This is a genomic window from Paraprevotella sp. (genome assembly GCF_986071375.1).
The window spans coordinates 121,918-137,401 of the sequence record NZ_CFQRNQ010000010.1 but is presented as its reverse complement, the minus strand read 5'-3'; the positions used below and the strand labels follow the sequence as shown (position 1 = coordinate 137,401).

11 protein-coding genes are annotated in these 15,484 nt (G+C 49.5%); all 11 read right to left on the bottom strand.

What is annotated here, in order from left to right; all coding sequences use genetic code 11:
• On the bottom strand, positions 1-366 hold a 366-nt coding region (locus tag AC5RDV_RS07300), incomplete at its 3' end, for a hypothetical protein (RefSeq protein WP_282748621.1).
• Between the two features lie 86 nt (positions 367-452).
• On the bottom strand, positions 453-788 hold the full coding sequence (locus AC5RDV_RS07295) for a hypothetical protein (RefSeq protein ID WP_281795344.1): 336 nt from the start codon (positions 786-788) through the stop codon (positions 453-455).
• An 11-nt stretch (positions 789-799) separates the two neighbouring features.
• Positions 800-1,699: a hypothetical protein gene (locus AC5RDV_RS07290; protein ID WP_282748620.1), complete on the bottom strand. Its 900-nt coding sequence runs from the start codon at positions 1,697-1,699 to the stop codon at positions 800-802.
• A gap of 184 nt (positions 1,700-1,883) precedes the next feature.
• The gene (locus tag AC5RDV_RS07285) at positions 1,884-2,048 is read right to left on the bottom strand and encodes a hypothetical protein (RefSeq protein ID WP_282748619.1); all 165 of its coding nucleotides are present in this window, start codon (positions 2,046-2,048) and stop codon (positions 1,884-1,886) included.
• Between the two features lie 2 nt (positions 2,049-2,050).
• Positions 2,051-2,494: a lysozyme gene (locus tag AC5RDV_RS07280; RefSeq protein ID WP_040602650.1), complete on the bottom strand. Its 444-nt coding sequence runs from the start codon at positions 2,492-2,494 to the stop codon at positions 2,051-2,053.
• A 120-nt stretch (positions 2,495-2,614) separates the two neighbouring features.
• Positions 2,615-3,718: a hypothetical protein gene (locus tag AC5RDV_RS07275; RefSeq protein WP_282748618.1), complete on the bottom strand. Its 1,104-nt coding sequence runs from the start codon at positions 3,716-3,718 to the stop codon at positions 2,615-2,617.
• 2 nt (positions 3,719-3,720) lie between these two features.
• On the bottom strand, positions 3,721-3,939 hold the full coding sequence (locus AC5RDV_RS07270) for a hypothetical protein (protein ID WP_282748617.1): 219 nt from the start codon (positions 3,937-3,939) through the stop codon (positions 3,721-3,723).
• A complete protein-coding gene (locus AC5RDV_RS07265) occupies positions 3,936-4,223 on the bottom strand; it encodes a hypothetical protein (RefSeq protein ID WP_282748616.1) in 288 nt (95 codons plus the stop codon). The genes AC5RDV_RS07270 and AC5RDV_RS07265 overlap by 4 nt, the downstream gene beginning before the upstream one ends.
• Before the next feature lies 1 nt (position 4,224).
• A complete protein-coding gene (locus AC5RDV_RS07260) occupies positions 4,225-4,686 on the bottom strand; it encodes a hypothetical protein (protein WP_008626135.1) in 462 nt (153 codons plus the stop codon).
• A gap of 107 nt (positions 4,687-4,793) precedes the next feature.
• A complete protein-coding gene (locus AC5RDV_RS07255) occupies positions 4,794-5,111 on the bottom strand; it encodes a hypothetical protein (protein WP_008626134.1) in 318 nt (105 codons plus the stop codon).
• A 72-nt stretch (positions 5,112-5,183) separates the two neighbouring features.
• A complete protein-coding gene (locus tag AC5RDV_RS07250; RefSeq protein WP_282748615.1) occupies positions 5,184-15,422 on the bottom strand; it encodes a carbohydrate-binding protein in 10,239 nt (3,412 codons plus the stop codon).
• Positions 15,423-15,484: the final 62 nt, after the last annotated feature.

Genomic DNA, 15,484 nt, shown 5'->3' with positions numbered 1-15,484 from the left:
ATAGTGCAGCTTCGTTTCCTCCCACCTCGAAAGCTTCCGCTCCACAGGATAAGGCACGCCAACGCTGTCCGTCCTCACCGACACCAACGTGTCCCTCACCACGCGCTCCCTCCAGTGCGTCCGGTACTTGTATTCCGTCCTATACACCGTGTCCCTCTCCGTCCTCAATTCCACGTGAATCGAATCCTTCAGGTAAACACTGTCCACAGACCACCGCGCACCATGCACGCTGTCTATCCTCACCGTCTCCACCGGCACGTACTGCACCCTCGCACATCCGCACATGGCAAACAACGACAGCCCCACCACGAGCCAGAACACCGGCACCATCAGCCAAGGCCAAAACACTTTAAAAAATCTATTCATTCCTACTTCTTTTTGTGGCAACGAAAAATCGGCAACCCCGACTTGTTTGTGTGGGATTGCCGATTTTTATTCAATCTTTATAAAAATCAAAACGTATCTACATACGTCAAGAAACTATCTACATCATCAAATTCCTTAATGTCTGAATTTTCATTTCGCCTTACCCGTTTCTGCTGACGGCTTGATTTTACAATCTCAAGCATATTATTTACAGCTCCGATAGCATTCGAAATTTTCGTTCCGGAATACTCATTTATGATATTATATAACTCATCTGCAAAAGAACGTGATAAAAATTCTATTCCACGCAGATTAATAATATTCACAGAACCAAGGAGCATCTTATCCCTTATACGTTCCGCATTTGAGCGAGAACGTACTTCTGTACCTAAAATGTCAAATACATTAATTACATTTTCCATAATTCTCACTTTTAATAAATAATATACTTATAATAATTAAAATCGGAAGGAACGGTCAAAGGAATCCGTATCAATAACACTGTTCCATCCCAAGAAATATATTCTGGAAGTTTTATGTATTGTATTCCATCCTTATTGTGACGATGAAATGCACCACCGGACAACATAAAGAAAGAGCCTCCAAGACCATCTACAATCATGCGCTTCGTGGTGGATAAGCCAAACCCCCTGTTTTCCGCATTCGGAAGGTCTTTTGTGGAAAAACCCTCATTGGCAATTCTTAAAGCTTCCGCTTCATTACCTGATATTTTTTCCAAATATTTTTTCGCCCGAAGATAACTTCCATACACCGTAACACCTGCATCAGCAATACATATATTAAGTGCATCACCCTTCCTCTGAGAATATAGATAACCAAACTCACTTTCCGAATGCTCACTTATATTACATATCAACTCACTCAACATATAAGAAATAGCCGACTTTAGCGATGAATCAAGTTTGTTCTGTTTTTCTATCGTTGCCTGCACCAAAGATTGCATTCTGTCTATATTCTTATTTTTTAGAGAAAAACGACATATTGGTATATACGACTTTTCCGAATAAGATTGAAGTGACTTCTGCAAATCCGAATCATCCTTTATGTCAAGAAAAGTATGAAAATATATAGAATCCAAATATGAACTTAAATAAGATGGCATATTCCGACATTCTATGTTCTTCCCACACAAACTTTTATAAATAGCAAATGGAGCAAGGAAAAAGGGGTGAAAAAAAGTTGTGTCACTGAAATCCCATACTACGTCATCATGAGACAATCTTGTAGCATATATGACTTTGAACAAGTGATTAAACACACTTCCAATCCTGTCATCTCTTGGTACGTTTGGTATAGGTATAATTTGTTTCATTCTACAAAGATAATAATAATTTCGATACGTAAGTCTTATTTGCACGTATATATGTTATATAACATAAAAACCTTGATAGTCTTTTTGTCCTATCATCTGCGAATTATGATTATAATATTATCAAAATAGACAATCCCACCAAGTCAAAGACCGCTTCCCCGCCACCGGGTTAATAATCATTCATTCACATCGCCAACGCACGTGCCAACATCCAGGCACCCAAAGCCAACATCAGGAAGACCAACCAAGGCGGCAAGCCCTTCCCGTCGCCCCCATCCGCATGGCCGTCAGAAGGGCTGTTACAGCCCCCGTCGTCAAGCATCGGCCAATACTCCTCACTCGTTCCCATGGCTATGCGATATTGAAGAACCTGTCAGCCTCCCATTTCCTCCGCTTCACCAGTCCGTCAAGCTTCCGCTTCTTCCCGGCCACCGTGGCATACACCCACCTCATGAACTCCGCACGCACCTCCGCATCCGGGGCGCAAGCCCGTATTTTTTTCAAAAGTGTGGAACCGGCCAACGCGTCGCACCCAAGGTTGTACGCGAAGTCCACCAATGCGTCGAACTTGTTCTGACGCTCCGTCACGCCTAATTTGTCCACAAATGCCTCATATTCTGCCAAGTCACGCCTGAGCTGCCGTTCCGCCTCGCCCTCCGTCATCTTGTCGCCACGCTTCACGCCAACCGTATGTCCGTAGCCTATCGTCCACACGCCCGCCGGGCACTTGTAAGCCGTGCCCCGGAAACCCTCGAACCTCTTTATCGCCTCAATCAATGTGTTGCTCGCTTTCATATCTACATTTTTTTGTTTAACTTTGCCATCGCCTCCCGTGAGGGACGCCCGAAGAACTAATATGTTTTTCATGGTATTATATTTAAGTTTAACAGGGGGAGGCGGCGTGCCTCCCCGTTTTCATGCCCCGCTTCCCTTAAGTGCTTCTATTTCATCCCTTAATGCAGAAATTTCCGATTTTATGGACTCAATTTTATCATTTAGTTCTTTTCCCATCGCTGCTGAAAGTGGATTATCAGTATTAGTGGAAGTAAGGTTGTTAACTATTTCATCTCTACCTATATATGACCTATCAAGAACTACTGTCCCCTCATATGTACTGCTACTATTGTTATAATCAAACAATAAATACATGATACCTTCTACCCCGTATATAACTATGGACAGATACTTATAACTTGAATCTACCCAGGCTCTCAGAGAGCATAGTGTTGTGGAAGCAATACCTTCACTAGGAGATACAATATATCCAATACCGCCTTCACTCACTAAGTCCCAATGTTCTTGGGTGAATCCATCAAGTGCATTAATAATGTCACTTTGATTTAAGCTTCCTCCTGATAATTCATACAATTTGTAATTAAGCTTGTATGCACCATACTTCTTCCCATTAAACCAAATACTATTCTCATTTTCGCTGAATCGGATGCTGTCAAACGTTTTCTTGTCCTCCTTCGACATCAAACCGTCCTTGTCCGCAGAGGCCGGATTTGAGATTTCCGCAATCTTGTCATTCAACACTTTACCCTGTGCGGCCGAAAGAGCACTTTCTTCATTATCAGAATTCAGGTTGTTTATGACATTGGGGACAACTACTAAAGTTTCAAGGGATATTCTATCTGATGATATTGAGTATACAAAAATGCCATTGCCTGCATTTATATAAAATCCAATAAATCCATCAAGCTTGACGATTCCTGCAGGAATATATGCTATAATCCCATCATATCCAATTGAAACTTTTGCAATTACGACTTTATGATTTACGGCTTCCACAAACTCATCCCAATTCCCTACAATAGATTCCACGTCTGTTGTAGACCAATCTTTTGTCGTTTCTAAAGCTCCCGGTAAAATGTAAACTACGTTTCCACTCACATACTCATTGATTCTCTCCAACAGCACATGCCCGTTCCGCTCACCCTCCTGGAACGGGATGCCCTCTTTCCCCGTCAGCTCCGTGCGTTCCGGGGTCTGTAATATCGTCTTTCCTTCTACTGCCATGACTACTTGTGTCTTAATTGTTTCCTTACTGTCCTTCTTGTCACCTCCGCCATCATAACGGGGCTTCCGTCAGCCCAAAGCCAAGCCTTGCCTTCCTCCAAGAGCAGGGCGTTGCCGACAAGCTCATACGGGTCCCCGCGCCCTATGATGCCGGAAGAATTGGCGCGGGTCGTTCCCAACCCCGCCATGTTCAACCGTGAATAGTTCATCCTCTCCATCATTCCGCCTCCCTGATAGTGGCCTTCGTCACTTCCGTCATGCTTTCAATCCTGATGTGCATCGGATAAACGCCGTGTCCGAAGCACCAGTCTATGAACTGTCCGGGATTGTACAACGTGTTCGGCAGGATGCACGGCACGAACGTCCCCTCGTCCGAACTCCGCTGCGAGATGTAAAACCCGCCGCCTTCCTTCCGTTCCAGATGGAGAGCATAGTCCGCGTTCACCGTCTCTTCCGCCACATACCTGTCACCCTGTAGGGTGAAATTCAAATTCCTGAGTGCCATGTCACTTTTCCTCCTTCTTTACTGTATTATTATCATGTTCCCTTTGAAACAGAAGCTCTGCCGCCATCTTGGCTATCTCGTCCTTGTTGTCGATGATTACCCTCATCGTCTTCTCCGCCTTCCGGAGTTCCTCCTTCTGCCATGATTTCTCCCTTACCGACACGAACTCGCAGAAAATGCAGTAAGCCGTCCACAACATCGAGAACACCGGTATGGGAACCACCACGCAGCACAGGATGTCGATGAAGCACAACGTCAGGAAAGGCGTGAAGTACTTCTTTGCCTTCGTGGCCGTCTTCTTGTACCCCGTGGAAGTCCGCGCCTCGCCGCGTTGTTTGGCCTTTTGTACCCCAGAGACCAAATCCACGGCCATTGCGCCTATCGTGGCCGCCACGCATAATGCTATCAGTATGATGTGGTTCATCATGTGATTTTCTATAAAATCAATAATCACTTTTTCCATTACAATGATTTTTTATAATTAATGCCAAAGCCCCCGGTACCACAAGACAAGCCACCTGAAAAACAGGTAAGGCAGGCATCGCTGCCTTATACCCGTTGTTTCAATAGTCAGGCAGAAGCATCTTCCTTTATCTGTTTCACTATCTGTATGGCATCCGACACGTACTTCGGAAGCTCGTCGCTCTCCGGGAAGCTCGACATCGTGTAAGAGCCGTTCTCGTAATAGATGTACCCCACGTTCGTTTCCTGCACGCCTTTCCGCATGCCGTCCTCCATGGGAAACTCCACTTCCTCCACCTTGTTCACCGAGGCGTTCACGCGTACCAGTTCCTTTCCGTCCGTCTCATACTCGATGTTGTACTTGGCATTTGCCGTCGTGGCCTCTCCGTTGTAAATCACTCTCGTGCTGTTTTTCTTAATCTCCATAATACTTTTTTTTAATTAATGAATAATGTTATTTGAATTTAGCGTATTTCTTTCCACTGGATGTTCCCTCAATCATGCCCTGCTTATGGTCAGCACATTGTTTGACGATGTATATTTTGCACCGCCAGGCACGAGCAAGAGCCACACGATGTCAGGAAGCGTGCTGCTTTGTCCTGTCTGGTAGGCATGCCATCTTGCCGCGTCCACAGAGTTTGGCACGGCCACGAGTTCCACGTACGTGCAAGAGGTGCTCACGACAAGCGAGGTGTAGTTTTCCACCCCGTTGTAGGAAATTTTAGCTCCAGACGTTTGCACGCTGCTCCCGCTGTATATGTAGAGGTGCGTCCCCAAGTAGTCCCCGGATGTGGGCAATGTCACAGTTCCACGCGAACTTCCGTCCCTTGTGGGGAAACAGAAGAAGCCACCCTTCTTCAATACGTCCCTCGTCACCATGACGCTGTTATTGTTGGGGTCTATTTGCGGAACGGTCTTCATGTATCCCGAGAACTCACCGCTTCCTATTTTCAGCACCCCGTCTGCGTCCACGCTTGCCGTTACATCCCCGGCATTGTTACGTATGACAAACTGGTCGCCCGTCACGGTGATTTTTTTGTTCACCACGTCTATTCCCGTGGCAAGTTCCCCGTCACGTTTGCCTTCAATGAATGAGGTGGGAGGATCTCCAGTCAAATCACCCTCAAACACCATTATCCCGTCAAAGTACAACGTGCGGTTTGTTGTCTGTCCCGCCGTGCCAAGCCGGAGTACAAGGAACTTACTACCGCTTGGTGCTGTCACCTTGTATGTTTTCCTTGTCCATGCCGAAGTAAATGCAGGTTGAAATGCAGTGAAGCCCGCAAGTTCAAGCTGGTTGTTTGTTGAAAAGTAAGCCCCTGTAGCACCACCGCTTTCTGTGAAAGAGGATGTGGCTCGTATCCACATGACTATGGTATATAATTTCCCGTCAACAACAGGTACCTGTGCACGGCCTAAATATACCCATGAGTTCCCCGTTTTACACTGTATTTTCAAACTTTTACTGCCATGTATATGTGAGGAACCGTCTATCGAAACAGTGCAATTTGACAGGTTCTGATTGGAAAGCCCACCGTATTCAAAACTGCCGTCAGGGAAAAGGTTGTCCGGCCAGATGCTGCTCACCTTCAAGGAAATCTTGCTCGTCGTCTGCTCCAACGTCGAAACCTTGCCGTTAAGGCCGCTCACCGTGGTAGTGATGTCACTGGCGGTCTGTTTCACCTCAGAGAACTCATTTGACACACTTGTCTTGTAATTGTCAAATGAAGTTTTTTCTACACGTTGGCTTATTAACGTGGCTTGTTGGCTGATTTGGGATGAATGAGTTCTTAAGGTTGTTTCAGTATCAGTCTTGAAATCTTTGAATGTCTCATTCTTTATGTATGTCTGTTCAAACTTTTTATTTGTCGCTTCTAATTTAACGTCAAAATATTCCTTAAGCGCCCCGGCATCTTCGATGACCGGAACCCTTTGTGTACAACCGCCCATGAGGGTGCTCCCGTCATAAAGTTGGAACACAATCTCCTTGGTGGACTGTGTGACGGCTACGGCTCCCGTGTAATTCTGTATCGAACTGTCCTGGCCCACACGTTGGTATTTCAACGTCTTCTCCGTGGTCTCGCTTTGGGCGTTGCCCACATGTTTGTACTTTTTGCATGTCACGGACGCGGGGGATATGGTGATGGTGCTGCCGTCCTCTTTGTATGACTTCTTCACGATGGTCGCGGAAGGCTCTATGGAATAGAACACGGCATCGGCACCCGGGTTCCCTTGCTGTCCCTTGTCGCCCTTGGCACCCGTTGCACCCGTATCACCTTTCGCCCCCGTTATGCACACGGGATTTGTTTCCTTGGAGCTGCCATCGGTATAGGTTACCTTCGTTTTGCTCCACATGTACTTCCCGTTTACCCATGCAGGAGCTGTCGTTGACCAACTCCCACCAGACAAAGAAGTAGCAGAAGTGGAGAGGTAGTAAAGCACATCGACCGAGGAAACGCCCTTTCCTGCCGCCCCGGTTGCACCCTGCGCCCCGGTTGCACCCGTCGCCCCCTTGTCGCCCGTCGCGCCCTTGGCCCCCGTAACGCACACCGGGCTTGTAGTGGTGCTGCTATTATCGGTATAGGTTATCACGGAACGCGTCCACATGTACTTGCCGTTCGCCCATGCAGGAGGAGCGGTCACCCATGAGCCGCCCGACTGTGCCGTATTGGAAGTGGACAGATAATACTGCTCAACGATGCTCTTGACACCTTTCCCTGCCGCTCCCGTCGCGCCAGTGTTACCCTTGAAAGCCACGGAAAAAGAGAAATTCTTCGTGAAGGACTTCCCGTCCACGGTAATGGGCACGGTAAGCACTCCCTGCCCGGTAGTCAACGAAGAAGTGACGGACACCGTGAACGAGGCCGATGTGGTTCCGTTGCTTGAAATGCTCGTGGACATTCCCGATGGTGCTCCGGTTATAGTACCAATCGTTGCCGCCACCCTTGTGGCACCTTTATATGCGATAACCTCGCATTTCGTGGACGCGGCGATGGCCGCGCTCGTCGTCCCTTGGAAGGCATGCGATTCGTTGCCCAGAATTATGGTGTAGGCATCCGCACCGTTCTTACCGGCGGCACCGTCCTTTCCGTTCGTACCGTTCGTGCCGTCCTTGCCATTCGTACCGTTGGTACCCGAAGAAACCTTGGCTATCGTCATCTCGTCATATACACCACCCGAGGTACAACGTATGGTCACAGACTTCGCGCTGCCCCATACCGCTGAATTGTTATGCGCAAGGGAGTAAGTCTGCGACGTGGCTCCCGATATGTTCGTGAAAGAAGTCTGCCCCGCCTGTTTATAGCTCCACTGGTAGCCGGATGTACCCGTGAGGGTGGCCGTCAGCGTAATGGAGGTAGGAGTGGGATTCCCTGAAAAATTGTTGGCATATACAAACACTTGGTCACCGGCCACCCTCACGTACTTGGCCGCCGTACCGTCCGTGCCGTAATAGCTCACGGAGTACACCGTAGTAGGGTCGCTCTTCTTGTATGTCGTCACCGTTTTCGTCCAAAGGTATTTGCCTTTCTGTGGTGAAGGGACAGTTGCGCTCCAACTTCCCGTCGGAGCCGTCGTGCCCGAACTGCCTACTTGGTAAGTATTCGATACCGAAACGATACCGTCACCGTCAGCACCTGCCGGTCCCGTATCCCCCTTGTCTCCCTTTGCCCCGTTGGCACCCATCTTGCCCACACTGTACGAAGTGGATGTGGCATTGTCCGTATAGGTGATTACCGTGCGCGTCCAAAGGTACTGGTTGGCAGCCACGGACGGGACGGACGCGCTCCATGTACCCGTGGGAGGCGTAGTCCCCGAAGTGCTCGCTTGGTAAGTCACGGCGGTACTCTTGATGCCTTTCCCATCCGCACCGTCGTCACCTTTGAACTTAGACCACGTGTAATCCGATGGAGTATTGCTTTCCGTGGCCGTAGTCTTGTTTACTGCTATGCCGATGTACTGTGTCGTGGATTTGGGAGTGTCATACATCCCGCTGCCCGTCGAGTTATCGGAATACTTAATCCATGTATAAGTGGTCTTCCCGTCAGCCCCTTTTGCCCCCGGAACGCCCGTGTCGCCCTTTTCGCCTTTGATAAGTGACCATGTATAATCCGAAGGGGTGTTGCTTTCCGTGGCGGTGGTCTTGTTATAAGCAAACCCGATATAAGTTTTTCCCGTAGGCGAGTTGCTTATGCCTGAACCGGACGCATTGTCCGCATAGCGAATCCAAGTATAGCGGGGCGTCCCGTCAGCACCCTTTGGACCTTGTACACCCTGTGGACCAGTATCACCCTTATCCCCATAAGTACCGATAATCACCGGGCTGCTCGTATATTTCGTGTCATTGGTGTAAGTCACCACCTCATAGTTCCAAAGATACTTCTTGGAAGACGAGGTGGTCTGTACCGAAGTCGTCCAACCTGACGTTGAAGTTGTCACTCCGCTCGAAGCCGAAGAGGCTAAATAATATTCCGTAATGGACTTGATACCCACACCCGTCGCCCCCGTCGCTCCCGTGTTGCCAGTATTCCCGTATGCACCTATGACCCTCTTCTTGGTCTCGCTTGTCGTGCCGTTGGTATAGGTGACAATTTCATAATTCCACAGGTAACGGTTCGTTGTGGTCATTGTCGGAACCGTGTCGCTCCACGATGTCGGTGCGGTGGTGTTCGATGCCGATACGGCATACTTGTTGGTTATGGACTTGATGCCAACTCCGTTCGTTCCGTCTGTTCCGTCACGTCCCGACCGTACCTTCACGACGGTGAACACTGCCGAAAGTTCCGGCTTCCCGCTCTTCGTGGCCGTGACCGTCACGGAAGCGTCATCCTTGCTCATCCCCGTGACCGTCACCGCGCCCGAAGACGCGCCCACGCTGCCCGTGCAACCGCTGAACGTACCCTTGAACGTCCATCCCGTGTCCACCTCCGTGCCATACCACACCTTCGCGTTCGTGGTAGGGTAGCCACCCGTCACATTACCGTCAGCGTCACAAGCCACCTGGCCCGAATCGTTGTCCAAGTCCAACAGGTAATGCCCCGCACGCGCCGCGTCCTCAACCGCCTGGTTCGCCTTGTTCGTCGCATCGTCCGCAGCTTTCTTCGCCGCAGCGGCAATGGCATCGAGTATGGTCTTCCGCGCATCGTAGTAGGCTGATATGTTCGCGTAGTCGCTCCCCACCGTGATATATTCCGGTGAAGAAGCCGTATATTTCGTAAGCGCGGCCGAAGCCTTGTCGTATGCCGCCTTGTATGCCGTAGTCGATACCGAATAACGCGCCGCGTTGGCCGTAATCTCGCCGTATTCCGAACGGATGTCCGCCTGCTGCTGTTTCAGGGCTGTCTTTTCGATGGGGGATATGAGGTTGTCGCTCTTGATGTTCGTCAGTTCCTTGTTGGCATTCGTGGCATCCGTCTGCGCCTTCTTGGCCGCTTCCGCTGCGTCATCAGCCGCCTTTTGCGCATCCTCTATCATGCCGTTCACGTCCTCGATGGCGGGTGTCCACGCGGTGGCAACATTCCCTTTTTCGAGTTTCAGGTTCTTGAAACAGATGTAACTTACTTTATTATAAGAAAAGTACAACACTTGCGAACCTTTTTCCGACAGGTCGTTTGTTACAAGCTTTAACACGACGTGTTTCCTCTTGTTGGCCTCAAAACTGAATGAAGGACTATTGGTAAGTTTTCCCGTAGCATTGGAGCCCATTATTGTGGCTGATAATGTATTTGATATATTGGACAATACATCAAAGCTCAGCATGTAGGTGGTATTGGGTTCAAGCAAATCCAATGTGCCATTCAAATTGTAATAAATGATACTCCATGAGGATGGTTTTTTGGTAAGTTCCAACTTCACACCTTTTACCCCCTCGTCAACCCACTCGGAAATGGTGAAAAGCGTCTCCCCCTCATTCGTGTTTGCGTACCACCTCTTCTTCCCTTGGTTGGTCTCCATGAGGATATTCCGTCCCCCGACTTCAATCCCCGCCACCACCTTGTCCGCATACGCCTTCGCCGCGTCCGAAATGGCCGTCAGGGCGGCACTCTTCTGCGTATAGTACGCCGTGCGCTTCGTGGCGAAGTCCGAAGGGATGGCCACGGTCTCGGAAGAAGAGGACACCACGCCGTTGATGGCCTTCCGGTAGTTCGTGTAAGCCGTGTTATAAGCCGTGGGAGTGCCAAGCCCGTACTTCGTGTAACCGTCCGCGACCTGCGTCTTGTCCCCGTCGATGCGGGCGAGTTCCTCCTTCAACTGCTTCTTTTCGGAAGGGGAGAACTTGCCGTCGGCCGCCCAATCGTCCATGCGCTCCTTCTCGGCATCCACGTCCGCCTGTGCCTTGTCGGCGGCATTCTTCGCCGAAGCCGCGTCCTCTATGGCCTGCGAGGCGTTCTCCGCCGCCGCGTCAGCCGCCTCTTGCGCGTTGTCGGCCAGTTCCTTTGCCTTTGCCGATATGGCATTCAGCAAGTCCGTGCGCGCGTCATAGTAAGCCTTGAACTTCGCCCTGAACTCCGTACCCGTGATGTTGCTCGTGGAGCTTAAATCTGACAACAGGGGTGTGACATACGTGCTCAAAGCCGTGTATGCAGAGCCGTAGGCTGTCTTGGATACTCCGAACTTGTCAGCCGAAGCGTCGTTTTTCGGCTTCTCGGAAACTATCACGTCCCATTCCTTCTTGGCCTGCTGTTTCTCCTGCGCCGTAAGCTTGTTGTCGTTGGCGATGTCCGAAAGCATGGAGTTCGCCTCGTTGGCATCGGCCTGGGCGTTTTTCGCGGCCTTGGCCGCATTGTCTGCGGCAGTCTTGGCCTCGTTGGCCTTAGTGTCGTCCGTATAGCGTGAGGCAAGCTCCCAATGCGAGATGGAGAAAGCCTCATTCTCTTTCTTGGAGGTCTTGCAACGCAGCAAGTCGTTCTTGTACGTCTCCCCGTAAGTCGCGTTCACCCAAAGGTCGCCCACGTCGTAAGCCTGCCCCGTGGTGGGTTGGCTGACGAACACCCTGCGTTTGCCGTCAGCCGTGTCCTGTGCCTTGGCCGCTGCGGCCAAAGCCTTTTCCGTGGCCGTGTCCGCGATGGCTTTCCATTTCCACGTGCTGCCGTCTTTTACCCACTTCCAACTCTTGCCCGTGCTGATGTTGGTATAGGTGTCGTTTGAATGTGACTGTTTCTGTTCTTCGGTGGTCCACTCGTTCGCCGGGTAGTTGGAGGTCGTCGGGTCGGTTTTTTCAAAGTAGCTTTCAATCGCGCCGTCAATCTGGTCCTGCAAGTCCTCGGAGGTCTGCTGTAGGGCGGCGATGTAATTCTGCTGCTCCGCCAGACGCTCCACCGCGTCCTCCACCTTGCCGCTCACTTCGTCCACCTTGTCCTGGACTTCTCCCACCGAACCGTCAATGTAGTCCTTCACGGATTCACCGCTTGACCATTTGAACACGTCCGCGATGATGTTCACTTCCTTGCGCGAGAACGAGACAAACTCCTTCCCGTCCAACTTGTAAGAGTTGATGCCACGGTACATCTTGATGTAAGGCGCGTCGTTCCCGTAAGCCGCAAGGATGATGGCCGCCTGACGTGCCGCGTCATTCCGGTTCCCCAACTGCACGATTTCGTCACCGGCGGCAGGAACCGTGCTGCCCGCGTCGCAGTCCGTCTTCGAGAGGTCGATGTAATCGTCACCCACGCCCGTCACCAGACGCCAGTAGTAAGTGTTCTTCACGTTCTCGTTCACGCCCTCCTTCACGTTGAACGTCTGCGCACGGGCAAAGTCACCCACGACAAACTGGTTCTCAACCGTCTTCTCACCGTCCGTGGCCGTGAAATGGCAGCGGTAATAATCCCCCTTGTCTTCCACATTCACGCACGACATGGAGGCAGGCGTCAGGATAATCTGTCCTCCCACGTGCTTGATTTCCTGAATCACAAGCTTGATGAACTCGGCCACCTTGCGCACAAGCATGCGGTCAACCTCAATATAGGAATCCCCGTTCTCGTCCATTTTCAGGCACAGCCCCGTGCCCAATGCCCCTGTCGAGAATCCCGGCGACTGTATCCCGTTGGCTGTCACTAATTCACGCACCAAAACATTAAGCAGTTCCGCAGCCCCGTCCGCGCCAATCTTCGCGCCCGATTTCCCTGCGGAATACTTCCCAATTTCCAATGCCCCCCTCAGCAGAAGCGAGGCCAGTTCCGCCGCCCCGTCGGAAGAGATCTGGCCGCCGGATTCGCCGGATGAAAAATTACCGATTATCAGCCCTTGGAGGAAAGTAATGATGCCCGAAGCGGTATCATCGTTTAACTTTGAAAGGAACTTCTTGGCCAATTCTTTGTTGTTCTTTTTTATCCCTTCTTTTATCTCCTTGTCTGTCCTTAGCGAAGAATAGGCGTTTGTATCCGACGGCTCGGTTTCATCGTCCTTCTTTATCAAATACACATTTGTACCTGATGTTGAAGAGCTAACCTTTCCAGAAAAGTAACGGCTTCCGTTCAGTTTGATGGAATCTATCTTGTCTTCAAGTGCGCCAAGACGGGAATAGGAGGCACTTTCACCGATGGTATACACAGGAGAATCCCATGGAATGTCAAGTGCAAGTTCATAGCCAAGCACACGCATAGTACGGGGGCTTGGGAAGAATGAGGGGTTGTTGACCGTTACCTTCTGGCCTACATCGAAAGGACAAGGTGTTTCCTGTGCCTCATTACGTGCCTTTGACCAGTCTGACATGAGTTTGGCCGACACGGTTCCGATGTTGTTCCTGATTTTCTCGGCATACTTCTCTGCTTCAGATTTCAGTTCCTCTTCCGCTTCTGTGACAAGGTTCTCAAAAACATATTCCGTGTCGTATCCGGCCATGACAAATTCATTCCCGGCCTCTGGTTTCATTACCGTATCCGGCAAACGGCCCCCGTAGTTCTCGTTGGCAACTATTTCAAAGCATGTGGACGTATTGTCACTCTTTTCCGGAAGGAACGTAAGGCCGAATGTAAGTCCGGCAAGCTTTCCGGTTTGGAAGGTGATCGTAAGTTTCTCTGAAATCACATAGGAATTGTCGAACCCCACAAGCCCGGTGGTCTTGATGGTATACACCGGTACTTTCATTCCTGTGGGTTTCTTTTCCTCGCCTTCCGTGACATCAATCATTTCTTCTTCGACCGAAGATATGGAAAGCACCTTGCGTGGATAGACGTAATCGAAAGTCACGATGCCCTCTATCACTTCGTCTGGTGACATGTCGGGGTATACGTCTATATACGGTGTGCCTTCAGGAAGCATCAGCCTGCGTTGTACAACCCCGTTTACCGTAAGGCCGTCAACGTCGGAATCGAAATAGCCGAGGGGGACATTCCCTTTTACAAGTCCGTCAATCGTGAATTTGGCACCTATATATAGTTTGTCGTTTGACGTGATTTCATATAATAAAGTGGCATGCTCGTCTGTATAGGGCATGGCGTTGCGGTTGATGGTCACTCCTATTTTGTGGTTCTCACCATCTTCATCAACATAATGCACGTCTGTTTCCACATACCCATACACCGAACTCAATATGCAGTCCCCGACAAGAGTATATGGAATATACGTAACTAATGGGGAAGTACAAGAATATGTAATTCGTAAATACAGTTTGCGTATCAATCCGTAGGGACTTTCAAAACTTTCCTTGGACAGTTTCAGCGTCTTGTTTGAATTGTCAACGGTATAGCTTGATTCTGACAAAACTGTGCTTGTGTCATTTTCGGATGCCACGATTTCCACTTTTACCTCCAATACGGCATTGGGGAATGACGAAAAGTCATAACTGAACACCATTGAAGACAAATCAATGACATAACGGGATTTGTACAGTTGCATGACATTTATGGTAAGATTGTCATACAACTCATATTCTTTAATGTCCGGAGTGGCCAAGCTTGCAGACACCGTGCCTACACCGTCCATCTGTTTTTCATAAGAATGGTGTTTTATGAGGTCTTTCCTGAAAAAAGACGGGTTTACAGGTTTATTGCTATCTTTGAAATCACTTTTATTTCCAGAACGGTCAAGTGTGTCTATGGTGAACTCCAGTTTCTTCCGGTACCGGGATGATATGTTCTGCGTGGAGCCGAATGCGTATATGCGCGTGAAATATTCACCGCTGCTCTTGGACAGGCTCATGGTTTCTGCCTCTTCGCCAAGGATTATTTCCACAGCTTCCCCATTCTCACAACGTCCGAAACGGATTTTCTTGCCCTCAATCCACCATTCGCAGTTTGCGGCTTCCGCAAGGGCGGTAAGCGCATCTATGAGGTTGGTGTTGGAATAGTGCATGACCAAGGCGTCCACGTTCACGTCATTGTCTATCTCATATTCATAGTCCTCACCGTTAAATTGGAATCCCCATGCTTTCAGGTTGCGCAGGAAGATGTCAAGATGGTATGAAAGTTGCGCCGTCAAATCCCATGCCGCCTCATTGCCTCCCGTTTCAGGGGTGTACTTGAAAACCTTGTTCTTCCACTTCATGTAAGAGGCTTCCATCTTCAACTCATAGTCATAACCGCCCGTGGAATTGTTGAAAGACGGCTTCTGTTCTTCTATGATTTCAAAGCGGCCAAATTCGCACTCTGTATGACATCCAAGTTTGAACCGGACGGGATAAAGCAAGGAAAATTTGAGCGTGATATAGTCATCTTTCATCAACTCAAATTTTCGCTTGCTTCCTACACCTATCGGTGTGGACAAAACTAATACCTCGTTGTTATCCTTTATTTCTATCATATACCCAAAAGTAATGAATATTGCTCATGCTACATTATATTGGATAACCGATTTTGCAACAA

Excerpts from the sequence above, each read along its gene's own strand:
- AC5RDV_RS07295 (WP_281795344.1), bottom strand. The coding sequence starts at position 788 with ATGGAAAATGTAATTAATGTATTTGACATTTTAGGTACAGAAGTACGT.
- AC5RDV_RS07290 (WP_282748620.1), bottom strand. The coding sequence starts at position 1,699 with ATGAAACAAATTATACCTATACCAAACGTACCAAGAGATGACAGGATT.
- AC5RDV_RS07285 (WP_282748619.1), bottom strand. The coding sequence starts at position 2,048 with ATGGGAACGAGTGAGGAGTATTGGCCGATGCTTGACGACGGGGGCTGT.
- AC5RDV_RS07280 (WP_040602650.1), bottom strand. The coding sequence starts at position 2,494 with ATGAAAGCGAGCAACACATTGATTGAGGCGATAAAGAGGTTCGAGGGT.
- AC5RDV_RS07275 (WP_282748618.1), bottom strand. The coding sequence starts at position 3,718 with ATGGCAGTAGAAGGAAAGACGATATTACAGACCCCGGAACGCACGGAG.
- AC5RDV_RS07270 (WP_282748617.1), bottom strand. The coding sequence starts at position 3,939 with ATGATGGAGAGGATGAACTATTCACGGTTGAACATGGCGGGGTTGGGA.
- AC5RDV_RS07265 (WP_282748616.1), bottom strand. The coding sequence starts at position 4,223 with ATGGCACTCAGGAATTTGAATTTCACCCTACAGGGTGACAGGTATGTG.
- AC5RDV_RS07260 (WP_008626135.1), bottom strand. The coding sequence starts at position 4,686 with ATGGAAAAAGTGATTATTGATTTTATAGAAAATCACATGATGAACCAC.
- AC5RDV_RS07255 (WP_008626134.1), bottom strand. The coding sequence starts at position 5,111 with ATGGAGATTAAGAAAAACAGCACGAGAGTGATTTACAACGGAGAGGCC.
- AC5RDV_RS07250 (WP_282748615.1), bottom strand. The coding sequence starts at position 15,422 with ATGATAGAAATAAAGGATAACAACGAGGTATTAGTTTTGTCCACACCG.